The organism is Georhizobium sp. MAB10, from assembly GCF_045012825.1.
GTDB classification, from domain to species: domain Bacteria; phylum Pseudomonadota; class Alphaproteobacteria; order Rhizobiales; family Rhizobiaceae; genus Georhizobium; species Georhizobium profundi.
Genome location: NZ_CP118314.1, coordinates 3,362,994 through 3,381,692 on the forward strand (window position 1 = coordinate 3,362,994; position 18,699 = coordinate 3,381,692).

Genomic DNA, 18,699 nt, shown 5'->3' on the forward strand with positions numbered 1-18,699 from the left:
CGCACACAAAGGCGTGACCTGGCGCTTATTGCCAAGCCACCAAAAAAAGCCATGCTGTGCTGTCAGACGGTGGCCCAACGGGCGCTACCGTGCCTAAGACTGGAAGGGCTTGCGAATGCTGAAGGGATGGATCGAGCGGCTGGCTGGATCGGCGGCGATCGGCTTGATTGCCGCGCTTGTCGGCGTTTCCGCTCCGATGTCGGCAAATGCACAGGAGGCTTCACCGCCTTCCGCGGAAGCAGCGGAAGACGTCCCCGCCATCCCATTGGATGCCGAATCGATCGGTAGCTTCGCCGGCGCATTCCTGGCAGCGCGCACCGCGGATGTGGATCGGGATACGGCATCGGCCATCGGTTTCTATGCCCGTGCGCTCGCCTTCGATCCGGGCAACAACGAGATCAAGCAGCGGCTGATGCTTGCCCACATCGCCGAGGGTCAGTTCGATGAAGGGCTGATTCTTGCCGAAGAACTGAAGGACGATGCCTCGATCGAGCGGGCAACGGATCTGATCCGCGCCGTCGAAGCACTCCGCAACCGGGAATTCAACACGGTCGAAACCTTGCTCGACTATGATGGCGTGAACGAGCTCGACCGGCTGCTTTCCGGTTTGCTGCGCTCCTGGGCACGGCTTGGCCAGGGCGAGACCGACGAAGCGTTGACGATGATCGACGAGCTTCAAGGGCCGGAGTGGTACGGCATCTTCCTCAACTTCCATGGCGGATCGATCGCGGCTGCCGGCGGCAACGTCGCCGAGGCGCGCAGCCGGCTGAATGCTGCGATCACCGACCAGGCTGGCGGCGGTGCGGCACCTGACACTTATATGCGCGCCGTCATGGCGCTTGCGGCGCTGGAAGCGCGTGAGGGCAACCAGCAGGCCGCCCTCGACGTGATTTCCACGGGCGAGACCTTCTCGCCCGACTACGCGCCTCTGACCGCATTGCGCCAGTCGATCGAAGGCGGCGAGAATCCGCCTTCGGACATCGACACCGCGCAGGATGGTGCCGCCTCGGTGCTTCATACCGTGGCCGCAGCGTTGAACCGCGAAGGCGCCGAAGAGATCGTGACGCTCTATCTTCAGCTGGCGCGCGTTCTGGATCCGGAAAATGCCGCGACACTCATTCTTCTCGGCGGGCTTGCCGAAAACATGGAGCGGTCTGAACAGGCAATCGCGATCTACGAGAGCATTCCGGAAGATTCGCCGATGCGCCGCATCGCAGAACTGCAACTTGGGCTTAACCTCGCCGATCTTGGCCGGACGGATGAAGCGAAGGCCTATCTGCAGTCGCTGATCGAAGCCGATCCGAACGACATGCGCTCCTACCTCGCCTATGGCAGCGTGCTTTCCTCGGCCGAGCAATATGACGAGATGGCCGCCAATTACGACCGCGCCGCCGAGGTGATTGGTGACGGTGCGGAGCGCCGGCATTGGAACATCTTCTTCCAGCGCGGTATCGCTTACGAGCGCCTGAAAGAATGGGAGCAGGCCGAGCCGAACTTCCTGAAGTCGCTGGAGCTCTTCCCTAACCAGCCGCAGGTGCTGAACTATCTCGGTTATTCCTGGGTCGACATGAACATGAACCTCGACGAGGGCATGGAGATGATCGAGCAGGCGGTCGCGCTGCGCCCGAACGATGGTTACATCGTCGATTCGCTGGGCTGGGCCCATTACCGCCTCGGCGACTACGAAGCCGCGGTTCAGGAGCTGGAGCGCGCTGTGGAACTGCGCCCGGCAGATCCGACGATCAACGATCATCTTGGCGATGCCTATTGGCGGGTGGGCCGCAGGCTCGAAGCTGTGTTCCAATGGAACCGCGCTTTGACGCTCGAGCCAGAAGACGATCAGATCCCGTTGATCCAGGCGAAGATCGAGGACGGTTTGGACGACACGCCGCCGCCCGCAACGGCCAATGGTGGACCTGAAGAGGGCCGGACGCCCCCGGCTGTCGCCGATCCCGACGAGCGCTCCGATCTGCCTGAGTTGCACCGCACCTTCACACGGGATGTCGTTGCCTGCTAAGCCATGGCAGCCACAATCGATCGGGATGCCACCCCTTCGGCCGGTTCGGCTGCAGGTGACCTTCGTGCGATGACGCGGGATGGTGCTGTCACCTCGCTCGTCACGCAGCATGCGGCCGCCAAGATCAATCTCGCGCTTCATGTGACCGGTCGGCGTTCAGACGGGTATCATCTGCTCGAAACGCTGGTCGTGTTCACCGAAGCCGGCGACACCCTGACGATCGAACCAGCGGCATCGCACAGTCTGGTGCTTTCGGGGCCGTTCAGCGACAAGCTCTCACAACATGAAGACAACCTCGTCAGCCGCGCCCGCGACCGCTTGCGGTCGGCGCTTGCGGCAGATGGCCGGAGTGCACCGCCGGTAGCGATCCATCTCGACAAGCATCTTCCGATCGCTTCCGGCATAGGCGGAGGTTCCGCAGATGCGGCGGCTGCGCTGCGCGCGCTTCAGGCGATGTGGCATGCAGAAGATATCGATCTCAGAGCGTTGGCGCGCGATCTCGGGGCCGATGTCCCGATGTGCCTGTCCCGCCAGCCTCAACTGGCCAGCGGCATCGGCGAGCAGACGAAGGCGATCGAAGGGTTTCCGGCCCTCGATCTCGTGCTCGTCAATCCGGGCGTGCATGTGTCGACGCCGGCGGTGTTCGCCGCGCTTAGCCGCAAGGACAATCCGCCGCTGCCCTCTGTGTCAGGTCTCTCGACGCCGAGCAGCGTGATCCACTATCTGCGCGAGACGCGCAACGACCTGCAGCCTGCCGCGATCGAATTAGCGCCGGAAATCGAACAGGCGCTCGACGCCCTGGAGGCGAGCGGCGGCCTCTTCGCTCGCATGTCGGGATCGGGCGCGACATGTTTCGGCCTCTATGCCGATCCACATCAGGCGGCACGCGCGGCCGCCCAAATCGCAGAACACGCGCCGCACTGGTATGTGAAAGCAACCCGCAGCTTCGCCACGGAGAAGAGCCGATGAGCCGTATCGACGAAACCCGTTCCTTCGTTCCCGTCGGTATCGCGGTGCTGACGGTCTCCGACACGCGTTCGATCGCAGAGGACCGTTCCGGCGACACGCTGGTCGCACGCATCGAGGAGGCCGGGCATGTGCTGAAAGAGCGGGCGATCGTCACCGACGATATTCCGGCCATTCGCGAACAGGTGCTCAAATGGAGCAAGCGGGCGGACATCGACGTGATCATCTCGACCGGCGGGACGGGATTTACCGGTCGCGACGTCACGCCCGATGCTCTCGAGCCGATCTTCGAGAAGCGGATGGACGGATTTTCCGAAGTCTTCCACCGAATTTCCTATGACAAGATCGGCACCTCCACCATCCAGTCGCGGGCGACCGGCGGCGTGGTGAACGCGACCTTCGTCTTCGTGCTGCCCGGCTCCCCCGGAGCCTGCAAGGATGCCTGGGACGGCATCCTGAAGCTGCAGCTCGACTACCGGCACATGCCGTGCAATTTCGTGGAAATCATGCCGCGGCTCGACGAGCACCTCAAGCGCGGCGCGGCGACCGCCCGGCCGGCACAATAGCGCAATCCAGCGTCACCGGCTTGACCAGCTTCGCCACGTCGCGAAGGCCAACGGTCCCTTCGAGCCTCGGCGCGATGGCGCTTTTCTTGACGACAAGCCCGAAAGCGAGCGCCGAGCGCTGCTGGCGGAAGCGTTCCAGTACCGACGCCCGCACCTGTTGCGCGCGCTTGAAACGCGCCGGGCGACCATCATAGGCAAGATGCGATGCCAGACGGTCGATCCAGCCAGGCAGCATCCGCGCCCCCGGCTCGATCATCATCAACCAGTCCGAGCGCGCCCTCAGCAGCGCCTCATGGACCTCCGAAGACGGGCGTATCCGGCAACCGGCGGCATCCGCGACGGTGCGGGACGCTTCGTTCATGCCACGATCGATGATGGTGACATCGCTGATGACGCCTTCGACCGCACCGGGCACGAGCATGGCGAGCGTCATCGCCAGCGCTTCGTCATCCTGGCCTGCTTCTATCAAAACGGAGATCATCCTCTCGATTTAGACTATTGCAGCGCACAATGCCAATGCCGCTAAATGTTCTTGTTTTGTTTCACTTGGTCGTATAGGAATAAAGTCATCAACACGCGATTCCCGATGGAGGCGCAGATGACGGCCCTGACCAACCTGAAGAACACAGCGTTTTCGGAACTGCATCGGCCGGATATTGCGGACTTCCTGGTCCGGCAATCGGAACTGCGGGTCAGCGACGAGCGTCGGCGCGGCCGTGGTGCGGGTCTCAATCCTGCAGGCAGGTTCGAGACCGAGAGCCGTCATGTGTTCGACGATGGCTGGGAAAGTCTGGAAGACTTGCCGCCGTTCCAGACCAAGGTGCAGGTCGAGAAGCCGCGGACGATCATCACGCGCAACCAGTCACCCGACATTTCCTTCGATCGGTCGATCAATCCCTATCGTGGGTGCGAGCATGGTTGCATCTATTGTTTCGCCCGGCCGACCCACAGCTATATGGGCCTCTCCGCCGGTCTGGATTTCGAATCACAGCTCTTCGCCAAACCCGATGCGGCAAAGCTTCTGGAGCGCGAGTTGGCGAAGCCGGGCTACGTGCCGCGCTCCATCGCGATCGGCACCAACACCGACCCCTACCAGCCGATCGAGCGCGAATGGCGCATCATGCGGCAGGTCCTGGAAGTGCTGTCTGCCGCCAACCATCCTGTCGGCATTGTCACCAAGTCGGCATTGGTGACACGCGACATCGATATCCTCGGCCCGATGGCGGAGAAGGGTCTTGCCAAGGTGGCTCTGTCGATCACCACGCTCGACCGCAAGCTCGCCCGCAGCATGGAGCCGCGTGCATCGACACCAGCGAAACGCCTGGAAGCCGTGCGCACACTGAGCGAAGCCGGCATACCGGTTTCGGTAATGACGGCGCCGATCATTCCGGGGCTCAACGATCACGAGATCGAGCGGCTTCTCGACTCTGCGGCGGCGGCAGGCGCCAAGGAAGCAGGCTACGTGCTTTTGCGGTTGCCGCATGAGGTGAGCCCTCTCTTTCGCGACTGGCTGCTGCGCAACTATCCGGACCGCTACCGGCATGTGATGTCGCTCATCCGGTCGATGCGGGATGGGAAGGATTACGATGCGGAGTTCGGCAAGCGGATGCGTGGGGCCGGTCCCTATGCCTGGCAGCTTGGGCGCCGCTTCACGCTTGCCGCCAAGCGGGTTGGCCTGAACACGAGCCGGAGGCAGCTGCGCACCGACCTCTTCGTCCCGCCGCTCGGCAATGGGGTTCAATTGGCGCTGCTTTGAGCTTGACGCGCATTTCGCTTTGACAGACGCCGTCCGCCGCAAACGCGGCGCCTGTCATGGTCTCGAGCAAAACGGCCGGCCCTGCCCCATCCGTCGCCCGTTTCGAGACCCCGATGGACGGGCCGTCGCATCCGATGGATGTGGCGGCCCGCCCTCGCTTTTGTTGAGCACGCCACCCGCTTCCATATGACTTGTTCAAGCGCAAGTCACAGCTTTGGCCTCGCGCCAGTCTTGCCGGTGCCGCGGCACGGTGCGAAAACCGGTGGCATGAGTCGCACCAAGAAAAAGCCCGAACCCGAGCTTCTGTTCGAGTTTCCGCAAGGTCCCGATTTTTCGCTGGAGCTGGCGGCGATCAGCCGGGGGCTCCGTCTCATCGCCGGGCTCGACGAGGCCGGGCGCGGCCCGCTGGCTGGGCCGGTCGTCGCAGCAGCGGTGGTGTTCCGCGCCGGTGCCGTGCCGGAAGGGCTCGATGATTCCAAGAAGCTGACGGCGAAACGCCGCGAAGAGCTCTTCGATCAGATCCTTGCGAGCGGTGATGTGTCGATCGCCTCGTCATGCCCGAGGCGAATCGACGCGATCGACATTCGCAAGGCGAGCCTTGACGCCATGCGCCGCGCGCTTGCAGGTCTCCCGGAGATGCCCTGCCATGCGCTGATCGACGGTCGCGACGTTCCGCCAGGTCTTGCCTGCGGGGGTGATGCCATCGTCAAGGGTGATGCGCGCTCGCTGTCCATCGCAGCCGCCTCGATCGTCGCCAAGGTGGTGCGCGATCGCATGATGGCCAGGCTCCATCACAGCTATCCCGATTACGGCTTCCAGCTCCATGCCGGCTATCCGACAGAGATGCACCGCAAAGCCTTGGCGCTCGTCGGACCCTGCCCGCTGCACCGCCTGAGCTTCCGCCCGATCAAGGTTGACGGACAGATCGGTTGATCTGAAACGGAAAAAGGCCGGACGTTTTCGCCCGGCCTCAAATTCAGTCCGATATCAATCGAAGCTTAGTTCAGACGCTGCTTCACTTCGCCGATCGACTTGTCGAACAGCGCCTTCTGCACGCTGGCATCGCTGCGCTCCACAATGATGCGCTCTGCGGCGGCGATTGCGAGGTTGACGGCCGAGGCCTTCACTTCGCTGACCGCATCGGCTTCCGCCTGAGCGATCTTTTCTTCGGCCATGGCCGTGCGACGCGTCACATATTCCTCGGTCTTCGCCTTGGCTTCACGCACGATGGCCTGAGCCTCGCGCTCTGCAGACTGGACGATCTCGGAGGCTTCCTGCTCAGCATCCTTACGGCGGCGCTGATACTCGGCCAGCAGCTGCTGGGCTTCTTCACGCATGCGCCGCGCTTCGTCGAGTTCGTTGCGGATGGCATCGGCGCGCTTGTCGAGCGCCTTTGCCATCATGCCCGGAACCTTCAGATAGGCGATCAGGCCGAGGAAGAGGATCAGGGATACAAATGCCCAAAATGTCGAGTCCATCGGGCGCTCCCTATTCTTCGTTGGCGGCAGCCTTGACGGCTGCGCTTGCGGTTGCCGGAGTAACCGTAGAACCGGTCAATTGTTCGACGATGGCGACGGTCGCATCTTCGGCGATGACATCGACTTCGCCAAGTGCGCGCGCCTTGATCTCGGTGATGCGCTTTTCGGCATCGGCCATCTTGGCGGCGAGATCGGATTCGATCTGCGTGCGTTCGATGTCGGCCTCGGCCTTGGCATCGTCGCGTGCCCGCTGACCGATCAGGCTTGCCTTGGACTTTGCTTCGGCAAGTTCCTGCTCATAGGCAGCGATGGCCTCATCGGCTTCGCTTTTCAGCCGCTCGGCCTCATCGAAGTCCGACGCAATGCGGTCGCGGCGGTTTTCGAGAATGCCGCCGATGCGCGGGACGATGACCCGCTGCATGAAGAGATAGAACAGCCCGAAAGTGATCGCGAGCCAAAGAAGCTGCGACGCAAAGGTCGAGGAGTCGAAAGGCGGGAACAGGCCAGACCCTTCGGCACCATGATCTTCCACACCGGTCTCGGTGTTGAGGTTCTCGGTCGGGACCGGTTCCGCATCCTGGGCGAATGACGGGGTAACGAGCATTATCCTCTCCGCATATGGGGATCGGCCACGCCTGCCGCTTCAGGCGGAAGGGCGTGGCCGAAAGGCATGCACTGCGTTCGTATCAGACTGCGAAGAGGAGCAGCAGAGCGACGAGCAGCGAGAAGATGCCGAGAGCTTCCGTAACGGCGAAGCCGAATACGAGGCGGCCGAACTGGCCGTCTGCAGCCGACGGGTTGCGCAGAGCGCCCGAGAGGTAGCTGCCGAAGATGTTGCCGAGGCCGAGGGCGGTGCCCGCCATGCCGAGACAAGCCAGACCGGCGCCGATGTAACGTGCTGCTTCCGCTTCCATAGTGAACTCCTTCATCAAGATTGGTGCGGTTTAAGGATACCGGCGGACGGATGCCGGCGATGTCGTGCGAACCCTGCGTCTAGTGTCCAGGATGCAGGGCGTCGTTGAGGTACATGCAGGTCAGAACGGCAAAGACGTAGGCCTGCAGGAAGGACACAAGAAACTCGAGACCCGTCAGCGCGATCGTCATCAGGAGCGGCAGGATCGAGCCGACGACACCGAGCGCACCGAGCGCGCTCATGGAGGTGACGAAGCCGGCGAAGACCTTGAGCGTGATGTGACCGGCCAGCATGTTCGCGAAAAGACGGACGGAAAGGCTGATCGGACGCGACAGGAACGAAATGACTTCGATGGCCGAAACGAGCGGCACGATCAAAGGCGGCACCCCATGGGGCACGAACAATTTGAGGAAGCCGATACCGTGCTTCATGAAACCGTAAACGATGACGGTTCCGATCACGAGCATGGCAAGCGCGAATGTCACGATGATGTGGCTGGTCACCGTGAAGAAATACGGCACCATGCCCATCAGGTTCGCCACGAGAACGAACATGAACAGCGAGAAGACGAGCGGGAAGAACCGCATCCCCTGCGTCCCAGCCCCTTCGCGCAACATGTTCGCGATGAACTCGTAGGACATTTCGGAGATCGACTGCATCCGGCCCGGGACCAGACCACGATTGGCCGTCGTCAGGAACAGGAACCCGCCGGCAGCGGCAACCGTCGCAACCATGAACAGCGAGGAGTTGGTGAAGGAGAAGTCCAGATTCCCGATCTCGATTGGGACCAGTCGTGAAATCTGAAACTGTGAGATTGGATCGTCTGCCAATTTCCTGCCCCGTCCATCGCTCGATTGTGAGCGGAATTTCTACTTGCCGTCGACGCGACGACCGATTGTCATAGTTTTGGCCGGTCGGCAACCTTGCCGACGGACCTAAGCACATTCAAAACGCCGGCGGCGAAGCCAAGCATCAATAAAACGATCAATCCCCAGGGCGATGTTTCGAAATAACTGTCGAAACCGTACCCAAGGATGGCGCCGACAGCGATACCGGCGATGAACTCGCTCGACACCTTGACGGCGACACCCCAGCCCGTATCCGAACCATCCCGGTCCTTCTCCGCCTGGAGCGCGGACTTCTCACGCTGCTTGCCGATCGATGCGGCCAAGGCATCGCGGCGTCTGGCCAACTCGGCATCGTCGAACGGCTGCGACCGGTTGTTCGCGTCGTCCTTGCCGTTTTCTGGCAATGTCTCGCGCATACCGAACTCTTTCGAGAATGTTCGACCTGTAAGGCCTTGCCGAGCGGCCGAAAGGCTGCCCTGAAGTCGGGCGCACCATAGTTTTAGGGTGTTTTATAGTCAAGGCGACGACATGCCTATTCAGCTTCGCCGTTTGATATTTTAGATCAATGACTTAGCTTGATTCCGGCGCTACATCTCGGGATGCGCCAATATGTCCGGGTCCGCGCAACGCCGGCATCAGCCGATCGTTGGCGCCTCCACGCTCGATAGGCCGGAGCGGTCAGCTCCAGCCGCCGCCGTGGGTGCGGTAGAAGATGTGAAGACCGATCTTGCCCATCCTGGACATGGAACGGGCCCAGCGCGGATTGACGTAGGTGGCGTGGTAGTGCGTCGAAGACCCGACTTCAGACAGCCAGATCTTGCCGGCCGTCGTCGCCATGGCGATCTCCTCGGCAATGTCCCAGTGACGCGGCGAGCGCACGACATCGGGGATGCGATCGCAGGCGAACGAGAACTGGCAGCGATTGCGCCAATTCTTGTTCTGGTAGACGACGCCGCAGATCGTGTTCGGATAAGCAGGATTGCGCACCCTGTTGAGAATCACCTGGGCGACGGCCGCCTGCCCCTTCACGCTTTCGCCACGCGCTTCGAAATAGATGCCTTCCGCGAGGCACTTCTGCTCTGCTGCGGTAAAAACGCGCGGCGGCAGCGGCGTGGATGCCCAATAATGGTCGTTGTCGAGCACCGGCGGAATGAAACGGCCGGTTTCTTCCTTCTCCCGAAGGACGGACGCAAAGGGTGATTCTGTCGCATAATTCGGGCCGGTCGGCGCATAGGCCGTAGCGAGCACATCCGGCCGGTCGTTCGTCACCAGATCGGCAAGCATCGAGGATACGCCGTTCACCGATGGCTGTTCATGCGGGTAGAAGGTCTGCGCGATCTGGATTTCCTTGCCGTCGAATTCCGGGGCGACGAAGGCCATCAGGCTGCTGTCGTCCAGCGCTTCGGGACGAAAGAGACTGGATGTGCGCTCCAGAATGGAGCCGGCCGAAAAGGCCTTGGGCGGCTGGATCGGGGCGATGGACAGGATGCGCCCGCGCTTGGACGAGCGGTTCACGCGATCCTCGTCCGCCGTCACGCCGTTCTTGTCGTCGGCGCCGCGAAAGGCGATGCGCTCGCCGTCCTGAAGCTCGACGCCCGCACCAACTGTGCCGGTCGTCATCGCGTCGGCGAACCTGAATTCGGCTGTGTGGAGCGAGCCCGCCGGTGTGGCGATCATGTGAGCCCGCCACCGGGCCGACGTGTCCGTCTGGCCGACCATGCTCGCCATGTCGGAAAACGCCGTCATGGATGGGCTCGCAAGGAGGCCTACCCAGGCAAAAAGAAGCGGCGCCGCCCATGCAGCGCGTCCGGTCTTCAGTTTGCGTGTCTGTCGCTTCGATCCACGATTACGCCCCGCCACTTGCACACTCCAACACCCGAACTCGTCCTGATCCCTATGCGCTGAGAATGATTGATTAACCTTGATGGGAGGTTAACCGCGGCGGGACAGGCGTGCGGATGCGGCACCTAGGGGCGATTCGAGGTCAGAATGGGACGATCCGTCGTTCAGAACGCGGCAAGACAGATCGCCACACGCAACTCGGCGATTCGCCGAGACGATCAATCGCTTTAGTAGATCTTGCGCGTCTTCTTCGGTGCGAACGGATTGTCGGACTTCCGGAAGCTCAAGCGAATCGGAACGCCAGGCAGGTTGAAGTCGACCCGCAACTGGTTCGTCAAATAGCGCGTGTAGGACGCCGGCAGCGCATCGGGCCGCGTGCAGGACACGATGAAGCCCGGCGGACGCGCCTTGATCTGCGTCATGTATTTGAGCTTGAGGCGTCGGCCGGCCACTGCCGGTGGCGGATGCTGCGCCGTCACCTGTTCCAGCCAGCGGTTCAGCTTGGCGGTCGAGATGCGGACGTTCCACACCTTGTGGGTGTCAACCACGGCCTGCATGAGCTTGTCGAGGCCTTCGCCGGTCTTGCCGGCAACGGGCACGGCACGGATGCCACGGGCCTGCGGCAGGAGCCGCTCGGTCATTTCGCGCAGTTTCGCCAAGGTTTCCTGGCGATCCTCGATGGCATCCCACTTGTTGAAGGCAAGCACCAGCGCCCGGCCTTCACGAAGCACGAGATCGGCGATCTGCAGATCCTGCTTTTCGAAGGGGATGGCCGCATCGAGGACGACGATGACGACTTCGGCGAATCGGATGGCACGCAGCGCATCCGCAACGGAGAGCTTTTCGAGCTTTTCCTGAACGCGGGCCTTTCGACGCATGCCTGCCGTATCGAACATCTTGATGCGACGGCCGCGCCAGTCCCATTCGACGGAGATCGAATCACGCGTGATGCCGGCTTCGGGGCCGGTAAGCAGCCGCTCATAGCCCACGAAGCGGTTGATCATGGTCGACTTGCCGGCGTTGGGACGGCCGACAACGGCGACGCGCAGCGACTTCGTCTCGTCATAGGCGGGCTCGGGCGCGTCCTCGTCGTCGTCCGTGTCGAGCGGTACGTCGACATTGGCGATCGCCTGGTCGTCCTCGTCCTCGACGTCCTCCGGAAAAGCGCGGTCCTCGCCGATCTTCTCGACGATCGCGTCGCGCAGATCGAGCATGCCCTCGCCGTGCTCCGCCGAAATGGGGCACGGATCGCCGAGGCCGAGATTGTAGGCATCGAGGAAACCAGCGTCCGAGCCACGCGCTTCGGACTTGTTGGCCACCAGAACGACAGGCTTGGCCTTGCGGCGCAGAATTTCGCCGAAGGCAGCATCGACTGGGGTGACGCCGACCTTGGCGTCGATCAGGAACAGCGTCAGGTCGGCCTCGTCGATGGCGGCCTCGGTCATGCCGCGCATGCGCCCTTCGAGCGTTTCGGCGCCGCTTTCTTCCAGACCAGCCGTGTCGATGATGGTGAATTCGAGGTCGATCAGCCGCGCATCGCCCGGCCGGCGGTCGCGCGTGACGCCGGGCGTATCGTCGACGAGCGCCAGCTTCTTACCCACAAGGCGATTGAAGAGCGTCGATTTGCCGACATTCGGCCGTCCAACGATGGCGACGGTGAAACTCATGTTGTTATCCTGCCGTGGGCGCGCCCATGACCTGTTAAAGACGCGCTTCGGGCCCGTAGCGGGCCCGAGAAAGAGGTGTTGCCGTCATCGCTGCCCTTGGCGGGCGTCAGGACGGGTCTTCGGCTTCCAACGATTCCAGAGGAACCGTTTCCGGTGCCGTATTCAATTCGCCATTGCCTTCGGCCGGAGCAATAGCATCGTTTGCAGGCTCATCGGAAGCGGCATCTGGTGCATTGCCCGGCATGAGGCCGGGCGCCAGGTCCTCGAGCGACAGCGGCGCAGCGGGAGGGGCAGCAGGCGGCTGGCTCGGCGGCGCCGTCGAAGCGTCGGGATCATAGGCGGCGATCACTTCGAGCATGATCTCCGCGCGCTCGGCCGAGGCCGGCGTCGCCTGACCATCGGACGCGATCCGGTCGAACCAGCCTTGCGCAGTTTCGATGTCTTCGGCACGCCAGGCCGCAAGACCAAGCGCTTCGCGCGCCGAATGGCGCATGGCGTGATCATCGTTTTCGGCGATATCATTCACGACAGCCACGACGTCATCGTAGGAGCCATGGTCGACAAGGAGATAGGCGGCCCTGATGCGGGCAGCTTCGCGGATGGCGATGGGAACCGACGTGTCATCACCGATCGCCCGGAAATCGGCTACGGCCGCGTCGACGTCGCCGGCCTCGGCCTTCAGCGTCGCGGCACGCATGCGCGCCAGCACGGGATAGGAGCCGAAGCCGTCCGCTTCCAGCGCGTTCAACGCGGCCAGTGCTTCCTCGGTGCGGCCTTCGCGGGCGTGGGTCAACGCTTCGAGAAAAGCATCGCCGGCCTGCGAGGCCTGCTGCGCGCGCCAATAGGTGTACCCACCCCAGGCAGCGGTCGCAGCGATGATGACGATGACGGCCGTGATGATCATCCAGCCGAAACGGCTCCAGAAGGAGCGCAGCCGCTCGGAGCGCACATCCTCGTTTACTTCACGGAAGAAACTGTCGTCGGCCATTCCAAATCCCGTCATGCAGCCGCGCAGCGCTCAACCGGCAACTGCCCTTGGCATTCACTTTCGCCGCCTGCCGATTTGCAGGCTTCGTTCGAAAGCACTCAAATTCGCACAAGCCGGCCTTCTAGACGATTTTGCGCGTCGTGTAAGGGGGCGGTGCCTGTTTTAGCGCCGGAAGAGATCGACTGGCTTCTCAGCCTATCGGTGAAACGCCGATCAGCCAGAGGTGCAAGCGCCACACGAACAGGAGATAGAGCACGATCCCCGCGACCAGCGCGATGATGTCGCCACGCGAGGAAACGGCAACCGGCAGCCGGGTCTCACCGGCACGCAGCCGTCGCTTCTCCGAGATGCGATCGGCCACGGCCCATGCCAGAAAGCTCGCGAACAGGATGAAGGACGCGAGATCGCCATTGGCAAGCAGATGCGCGAGCGCCCAGATCTTCACCGCAAGCAGCATGGGATGCTTCACCGCCGCCTTGATGCGACCGGTCGGCCCCTGAGATGCGACAAGCAGGATCATCGCCGGCAGCATCAAGAGCAATGCGATATGCCGGGTCCAGACGGGCGGATCGTAAAAGATCGGCGCGGTCATCCGGGCCTGGCCGTAACCCCAGACGAGGATCACGAACCCGATGAGGGCCACAATCGTGTAGAGGCCTTTCCAGGCCCCCTCCCCCCGGCGCGCTATGAAATTGCGCCGGAAATCCGGCGCGACGATGCGCGTCGAGTGAATGCCGAGGAAGATGACGATTCCGAGGATCAACAGCAACACGATGGATCAGTCCTCTTCGATCTAAGCCGACGGTGTCAGCGGAGCCGGCGGCTCCGCTGCGGGGTTCGGGCCATGTTCAGCGAGATATTTCTCGTCGATCGAAGGCAGTTTACCACCGAAGATAGCAGCTTCGAATGCGGCCAGACGTTTGTGGATCGACAACAGCTCGACGATCGTCGTCCAGGAGTTGATCAGGAACTGGAACGAGGACGAAACCTGGCCGAACGCCGTCAGGATCTGCTGCCAGATGCCAAGCGTGATGGCGCCGGCGACGACCGTCGGGACGAGGATGATGTTCAGATAGATCGCATCCGCCTGGATGTAGAATCCACGGGCGATGTTGAAATACATGTAGTGGAAATAGAGCCGGAAATAGTTGCGGCGCACATTGTTGAAGAGTTCGCGCACTGTCGGCGGCTGCGCGCGCTCGGCGTGGTCTTCGCCATAGACAAGTTCCTTGCGGTAAGCCGCCTCGACGCGCTGGTTGCGAAATTCGAGACCCGGCAGCTTGATGCCGACTGCCGCGAGGAGCACGGTCCCGAAGATCGACCAGAACAGAAGCGCGGTGAAGAGTGGCTTCGGGATCTGCCCGAGCAGCGGCACTTCGGTGATGTAGTCGGAAAGCACCCACAACACTGGCAAGAACGCGAACAGGGTCATGATGGCGTCGATCAGGGCGACGCCGAGACCCTCCATGATCGCGGCGAAGCGCATCGTGTCTTCCTGAACACGCTGCGAGGCACCTTCGATGTGGCGCACGCGGGTCCAGAACGACATGTAGAAATCGTTCATCGCCTGGCGCCAGCGGAAGATGTAGTGGCTAACGAAGAAGCGGACAGCCACGAAGATCGCCATGGACAGGAAGGCGATCTGCGCGAATTGCAGGATGAGGATGTAGAAATCCGCCTCCTGGACATCTCCTTCACCGCTGAGCGCGGTCTGGAACAGGTCGAAGAACGGTCGGCGCCAATTGTTGAGCGCGACGCTGATCTGCACCGAGAAATAAGTGGTGAAGATGATGAGGGCGGAGCCCAGCACCGACCATGTCTGCCACGGATGCGGCGCGTACCATGCCCAGAAGCCGGCGAACATGGCCGTCGCCACCGCGAAGACCAGATAAAACCACATGAATTCGGGGGTGACGAAATATCCGAGCCCGATGATCGGAGCGCTGCCAGGCGGCGAGAACTGGAAGCCGATTGCCTGAGCGACGCTGTCGCCGATCGTGTACCAGAAGGCTACGACGCAGGCGGTCCAGAGAAGTGCTGACAGGAAGAAGGGTTTCGGCTTCGGGAAGAAGGATTCGAACACGTGACCTCGAACTGTCTCAGATTGTACGGGGGCTTCAGTGGCCGGTGGCGACGCTAGGACACTTGCCTGCCCACCGCAACGGACAACCCCAACCATGACAAAGGTTTAATCTTGTCTTCCCCCGCGAAGATGGCAGGAAAATGCGGGGTGTCTCTCAAGCGCGAGCGGAGCGAACGACCAGGGCAGCCGACAGGATGAGAGCGAAGGCGGCGAGAAGGCTGGCAATGAGATAACTGCCCGACCGTTCCGCGAGATAGCCTGCGACCACCGGCCCGACGATCTGCCCGATGCCGAAGGCCGCGGTCATGAAGGAGAGGCTACGCCGCTGACTGTCGGGCGCAAGCGATCGCGCAAACTGCAGCCCGTAGGCGGTGATCACCACGAATGTCGCGCCAAGAAGAAAGCCGCCAACGAGCGGTCCAAAGGGGGATGGCAAGAGGACGCTCGCTGCCACGCCGAGTGCCTCGACAAGGCAACCCGCCGCCATCACCTTCGCTACGCCGAACCGTTTGACCAGGGGCTGGGCGGCCGCCACCGACACGGCCGCCGCAAGCCCTGTCAAAAGCCACACGAGCGCTTCAAAGCCGACACTGCCGCCATCCGAACGGATGATCGCGATCAGGAACGTCGCGGTGACGATGTAGCCGAAGCCGAAGATGCCGTAGCCCGCTGTCAGCGCGACAAGACGCGGCGACCATGTCAGGGGCTGTTCCCATCCGCTTGCGCCGCTCACGGCCGGAACAGGCGCAGGCAGGAAGGCGATGGCGAACAGCAGGCCGCAAGCTGACAAAGCAGCCATCGCGAGCCAGGACTGCACGGAGCCCTGCCCCGCGAAACCGAGCGCTCCCACCAGCACCGCCGACAGCGCCATGCCGATGCCGACCCCGCCGAAATGCACCGACTGCACGATGGGCCTGCCGGCGCGCGCGCCATAGCCAAGCACGATGCCGGCGGAAAAGATCATCAGAAACGCGCTGGCCACGCCGGCGGCAAAGCGCAGCAGCGCAAAGGCGGCAACGTCGTCTGCGACGGCCATTGCAGCAAGCAGCACCGTGTTTGCGGCAATCGCACCGATTGCGATGCGCCGCTCATGCCCCGAGGCCCAGCCAAAGGCGGCGAGGACCGCGCCGACCAGATAGCCGGCGTAATTGGCGGATGCGATGAGACCGGCCTGGGCTGCATCGATGCCCAGTTCCGCCATCATCTGCGGCAGGATCGGTGTGAAGGCAAAGCGGCCGATCCCCATGCCGACGGCCATCGTCACCATGCCGGCAAGCGCAACCGTCCAGAGTGGCTTTGCGGTGGCGCTTGTCATCACCGTACCCGTCTATGCGGCTTCCAGCTGCCGGAAATAATCGATCGTGCGCTGCATGCCCTCCTCCAGCGTCACCTTCGGTTCCCAGCCGAGCGTCGTGCGCGCGCGGGTGATGTCCGGCTGGCGCTGCTTCGGATCGTCTGTCGGAAGCGGCTTGTAAACGATGCTGGACGAGGAGCCCGACATGGCGACTGCCCGCTCGGCGAGATCGCGGATCGTCATCTCGCGGGGATTGCCGATATTGATCGGGCCCGTCACCGTGTCGTCGGTGTTCATCAAGCGGACGAGGCCGTCGATGAGGTCGTCGACATAACAGAACGAGCGGGTCTGCGAGCCATCGCCATAGAGCGTGATCGGCTTGCCCCGAAGCGCCTGGATGATGAAATTGGACACGACGCGGCCGTCGGCGGGATGCATGCGCGGACCATAGGTGTTGAAGATGCGCGCGACCTTGATGGCGAGGCCCATCTGGCGGTGATAGTCGAAAAACAGCGTTTCGGCGCAGCGCTTGCCCTCGTCATAGCAGGAGCGCGGGCCGATCGGGTTGACGTTGCCCCAGTAATCCTCCGTCTGCGGATGGACGCTCGGATCGCCATAGACTTCGCTGGTCGATGCCTGAAGGATCTTGCACTTCAGCCGCTTGGCGAGCCCGAGCATGTTGATCGCGCCATGCACCGAGGTCTTCGTCGTCTGGACGGGATCGTGCTGATAGTGGATCGGCGACGCGGGACAGGCAAGATTATAAATCTCGTCGACCTCGACATAGAGCGGGAACGTCACGTCGTGGCGCAGGAACTCGAACCGCGGATTGGCGTGCAGATGGTCTATGTTGCGCTTCGAGCCGGTGAAGAGATTGTCCAGGCACAGGACTTCATGACCCTCGGCAAGCAGCCGGTCCGTCAGGTGCGAGCCGAGGAAGCCGGCGCCACCGGTGATGAGAATACGCTTGCGGCTGTCCATCAGTCTCGGCATGTCATTGCTCTTTCTTCTTCAATTCATCAGGTGGCCCGCCCGCCCATTCGGCAAGCAATGCTTCGGTGATCGCTCGTTCCGTCAGGTTCGACAAGGCATGCGCGCGGGCGGCATGCGCCATGTCCCGCAGCCGCGGTTTGTCCGCAAGCGCAGCCACGACGCTCTCGACCGCGCGCGCTTCCTCGTCCGGGTAATAGACGAGACAATGGCGATCGACCTCCAGCGGTCGGTATCGATCGATGGTCGGCGCGTTGACGAGCGGAACGGAGCCTGCAATTGCCGCCTCCATGTGGCGGTAGCAATCCCAGCCGAGCCCTTCCGGCGACAGCGTGATCCAGGCCTTGGCGCAACGCGCCATGAAGGCATCGAGCGGCAAGCGACCTTCAGGAACATCGACCGTCACACCGGCGGCGCGCAGCGCCGCGATCAAGGCAGGCATGCGCGAGCGGACATGGCTGTTGCCGTCGATCCCGCCGGCGAAGAACACATCCGCCGTCTTGTCAGCGCCGAACGCTCGATCCGCCGCTTGGGTCTGCTGCCTGTTGAGGCCGAGGCCGATCGGCTTCAGCTTTGCGAGCCGCTTCAGCCAGCGCGGTTTGCGGCGAAAGCTTGCGCCGGGAAGTCGCCGATGGCCGGAGCCGTAGAACACCTGCCAATGATCCACCGGCAGTTCGCGCTTGTAATAGGCATCTGCCTTGTCGATCCAGGCGAAGTGGTGGGCCGGGATGCCGAAACTGTCGGATCGCTCGATCGCGATGAGCGGCTTCAGCGCAACGAAGCGCAGGAGTTCGAAAAAGAGCGGGCTGGTCAGTGCCCCCCAAGTCTCGCGGATATTGCCGCGAAACAGCGAGAATTTAAGCGCCGCCAAAAACGATCGCGGCTGCCAGCCGGAATAAAAGGGCGGGTGGACGACGACCAGACGATACCGGTTGCTCCGCATCGCCCGGCGGATCGCCAGAACATCGCGCAGTCCGAGATAAGGGCGACCCTGGCGCAGATCGGCGCGGTAGCTCGCGTAAAACGCCTCCGTCCTCTCCGGCATGGCCCAATGAAAAAGGCCGGTCTCGCCGATCTCGAGGATATCCCGCTTTGAAGGGGCACCCCCCCCTTTGTCGACGTCCAATTCCGGCACCTGGCCTCTCCGATCGCAGCGGCGCTCTTCTATCGGATCGAAGGCGTCAAGGCGATGGTGAAATCGCTCCCCGTCGTCACCACTGCTTGTCGCGCAACGGTTGCGCAACCATTCACGAAAAATTTGGCCAAGGCCTCTTGATCGTCGGAAGGCCTG

Annotated in this window: 18 protein-coding genes and 1 pseudogene; 5 read left to right on the forward strand and 14 right to left on the reverse strand. The window is 62.5% G+C overall.

The window, feature by feature from the left end; genetic code table 11:
* Nucleotides 1-115: 115 nt before the first annotated feature.
* The 3 genes from PU133_RS16100 (at nucleotide 116) to moaB (ending at nucleotide 3,549) form a co-directional block, all read left to right on the forward strand.
* Entirely contained in the window at nucleotides 116-2,017 is a 1,902-nt protein-coding gene (locus PU133_RS16100; protein ID WP_404862504.1) for a tetratricopeptide repeat protein, read from the forward strand.
* A 69-nt stretch (nucleotides 2,018-2,086) separates the two neighbouring features.
* Nucleotides 2,087-2,986, forward strand: a complete 900-nt coding sequence (locus tag PU133_RS16105; RefSeq protein WP_404864567.1) for a 4-(cytidine 5'-diphospho)-2-C-methyl-D-erythritol kinase — start codon at nucleotides 2,087-2,089, stop codon at nucleotides 2,984-2,986.
* Complete coding sequence (gene moaB / locus PU133_RS16110; RefSeq protein ID WP_404862505.1) at nucleotides 2,983-3,549, forward strand: molybdenum cofactor biosynthesis protein B; 567 nt, start codon at nucleotides 2,983-2,985, stop codon at nucleotides 3,547-3,549. The genes PU133_RS16105 and moaB overlap by 4 nt, the downstream gene beginning before the upstream one ends.
* Here moaB and PU133_RS16115 read toward each other — a convergent pair.
* A complete protein-coding gene (locus PU133_RS16115; protein ID WP_404862506.1) occupies nucleotides 3,512-4,018 on the reverse strand; it encodes a glycosyl transferase in 507 nt (168 codons plus the stop codon). The genes moaB and PU133_RS16115 overlap by 38 nt on opposite strands.
* Nucleotides 4,019-4,147: 129 nt before the next feature.
* Here PU133_RS16115 and PU133_RS16120 point away from each other — a divergent pair, with 129 nt between their 5' ends.
* Together PU133_RS16120 and PU133_RS16125 are read left to right on the forward strand one after the other, a co-directional pair.
* Entirely contained in the window at nucleotides 4,148-5,305 is a 1,158-nt protein-coding gene (locus PU133_RS16120) for a PA0069 family radical SAM protein (RefSeq protein WP_404862507.1), read from the forward strand.
* A 267-nt stretch (nucleotides 5,306-5,572) separates the two neighbouring features.
* Nucleotides 5,573-6,238 (forward strand): ribonuclease HII, encoded by a 666-nt coding sequence (locus PU133_RS16125; RefSeq protein ID WP_126011172.1) that lies wholly within the window; start codon nucleotides 5,573-5,575, stop codon nucleotides 6,236-6,238.
* A gap of 65 nt (nucleotides 6,239-6,303) precedes the next feature.
* On the opposite strand, the gene PU133_RS16130 is transcribed toward PU133_RS16125, so the two are convergent.
* The 13 genes and pseudogenes from PU133_RS16130 to PU133_RS16190 form a co-directional block, all read right to left on the reverse strand.
* Entirely contained in the window at nucleotides 6,304-6,783 is a 480-nt protein-coding gene (locus PU133_RS16130) for a F0F1 ATP synthase subunit B (protein ID WP_404862508.1), read from the reverse strand.
* A gap of 10 nt (nucleotides 6,784-6,793) precedes the next feature.
* Nucleotides 6,794-7,387, reverse strand: coding sequence for a F0F1 ATP synthase subunit B (locus tag PU133_RS16135; RefSeq protein ID WP_404862509.1), 594 nt, complete (start codon nucleotides 7,385-7,387; stop codon nucleotides 6,794-6,796).
* A gap of 82 nt (nucleotides 7,388-7,469) precedes the next feature.
* The gene (locus PU133_RS16140) at nucleotides 7,470-7,697 is read right to left on the reverse strand and encodes a F0F1 ATP synthase subunit C (protein WP_126013498.1); all 228 of its coding nucleotides are present in this window, start codon (nucleotides 7,695-7,697) and stop codon (nucleotides 7,470-7,472) included.
* A 79-nt stretch (nucleotides 7,698-7,776) separates the two neighbouring features.
* Nucleotides 7,777-8,526 carry a F0F1 ATP synthase subunit A gene (locus PU133_RS16145; protein ID WP_126011175.1) on the reverse strand — a complete coding sequence of 250 codons (750 nt, stop codon included), beginning with the start codon at nucleotides 8,524-8,526 and terminating at the stop codon, nucleotides 7,777-7,779.
* Between the two features lie 68 nt (nucleotides 8,527-8,594).
* Nucleotides 8,595-8,960 (reverse strand): AtpZ/AtpI family protein, encoded by a 366-nt coding sequence (locus PU133_RS16150; protein WP_126011176.1) that lies wholly within the window; start codon nucleotides 8,958-8,960, stop codon nucleotides 8,595-8,597.
* Nucleotides 8,961-9,222: 262 nt separating this feature from the next.
* Nucleotides 9,223-10,290 (reverse strand): cell wall hydrolase, encoded by a 1,068-nt coding sequence (locus PU133_RS16155; protein WP_404862510.1) that lies wholly within the window; start codon nucleotides 10,288-10,290, stop codon nucleotides 9,223-9,225.
* Nucleotides 10,291-10,613: 323 nt separating this feature from the next.
* Nucleotides 10,614-12,053, reverse strand: a complete 1,440-nt coding sequence (gene der, locus PU133_RS16160; RefSeq protein ID WP_404862511.1) for a ribosome biogenesis GTPase Der — start codon at nucleotides 12,051-12,053, stop codon at nucleotides 10,614-10,616.
* A gap of 337 nt (nucleotides 12,054-12,390) precedes the next feature.
* Nucleotides 12,391-13,041, reverse strand: a pseudogene (locus tag PU133_RS16165) (tetratricopeptide repeat protein); the annotation flags it as partial.
* Between the two features lie 190 nt (nucleotides 13,042-13,231).
* Nucleotides 13,232-13,813 carry an NnrU family protein gene (locus PU133_RS16170; protein ID WP_126011179.1) on the reverse strand — a complete coding sequence of 194 codons (582 nt, stop codon included), beginning with the start codon at nucleotides 13,811-13,813 and terminating at the stop codon, nucleotides 13,232-13,234.
* A gap of 21 nt (nucleotides 13,814-13,834) precedes the next feature.
* A complete protein-coding gene (gene sbmA, locus PU133_RS16175; RefSeq protein ID WP_404862512.1) occupies nucleotides 13,835-15,124 on the reverse strand; it encodes a peptide antibiotic transporter SbmA in 1,290 nt (429 codons plus the stop codon).
* A gap of 154 nt (nucleotides 15,125-15,278) precedes the next feature.
* Nucleotides 15,279-16,439: a YbfB/YjiJ family MFS transporter gene (locus PU133_RS16180; RefSeq protein WP_404862513.1), complete on the reverse strand. Its 1,161-nt coding sequence runs from the start codon at nucleotides 16,437-16,439 to the stop codon at nucleotides 15,279-15,281.
* 12 nt (nucleotides 16,440-16,451) lie between these two features.
* Nucleotides 16,452-17,411: a UDP-glucuronic acid decarboxylase family protein gene (locus PU133_RS16185; RefSeq protein ID WP_404862514.1), complete on the reverse strand. Its 960-nt coding sequence runs from the start codon at nucleotides 17,409-17,411 to the stop codon at nucleotides 16,452-16,454.
* 1 nt (nucleotide 17,412) lies between these two features.
* Nucleotides 17,413-18,543, reverse strand: a complete 1,131-nt coding sequence (locus PU133_RS16190) for a glycosyltransferase (protein WP_404862515.1) — start codon at nucleotides 18,541-18,543, stop codon at nucleotides 17,413-17,415.
* Between the last annotated feature and the right edge of the window lie 156 nt (nucleotides 18,544-18,699).

Bases quoted from the DNA above. Each gene is read 5' to 3' on its own strand.
- PU133_RS16100 (WP_404862504.1), top strand. From the start codon at position 116: ATGCTGAAGGGATGGATCGAGCGGCTGGCTGGATCGGCGGCGATCGGC.
- PU133_RS16105 (WP_404864567.1), top strand. From the start codon at position 2,087: ATGACGCGGGATGGTGCTGTCACCTCGCTCGTCACGCAGCATGCGGCC.
- moaB (WP_404862505.1), top strand. From the start codon at position 2,983: ATGAGCCGTATCGACGAAACCCGTTCCTTCGTTCCCGTCGGTATCGCG.
- PU133_RS16120 (WP_404862507.1), top strand. From the start codon at position 4,148: ATGACGGCCCTGACCAACCTGAAGAACACAGCGTTTTCGGAACTGCAT.
- PU133_RS16125 (WP_126011172.1), top strand. From the start codon at position 5,573: ATGAGTCGCACCAAGAAAAAGCCCGAACCCGAGCTTCTGTTCGAGTTT.
- PU133_RS16130 (WP_404862508.1), bottom strand. From the start codon at position 6,783: ATGGACTCGACATTTTGGGCATTTGTATCCCTGATCCTCTTCCTCGGC.
- PU133_RS16135 (WP_404862509.1), bottom strand. From the start codon at position 7,387: ATGCTCGTTACCCCGTCATTCGCCCAGGATGCGGAACCGGTCCCGACC.
- PU133_RS16140 (WP_126013498.1), bottom strand. From the start codon at position 7,697: ATGGAAGCGGAAGCAGCACGTTACATCGGCGCCGGTCTGGCTTGTCTC.
- PU133_RS16150 (WP_126011176.1), bottom strand. From the start codon at position 8,960: ATGCGCGAGACATTGCCAGAAAACGGCAAGGACGACGCGAACAACCGG.
- PU133_RS16155 (WP_404862510.1), bottom strand. From the start codon at position 10,290: ATGACGGCGTTTTCCGACATGGCGAGCATGGTCGGCCAGACGGACACG.
- der (WP_404862511.1), bottom strand. From the start codon at position 12,053: ATGAGTTTCACCGTCGCCATCGTTGGACGGCCGAATGTCGGCAAATCG.
- PU133_RS16180 (WP_404862513.1), bottom strand. From the start codon at position 16,439: ATGACAAGCGCCACCGCAAAGCCACTCTGGACGGTTGCGCTTGCCGGC.
- PU133_RS16185 (WP_404862514.1), bottom strand. From the start codon at position 17,411: ATGCCGAGACTGATGGACAGCCGCAAGCGTATTCTCATCACCGGTGGC.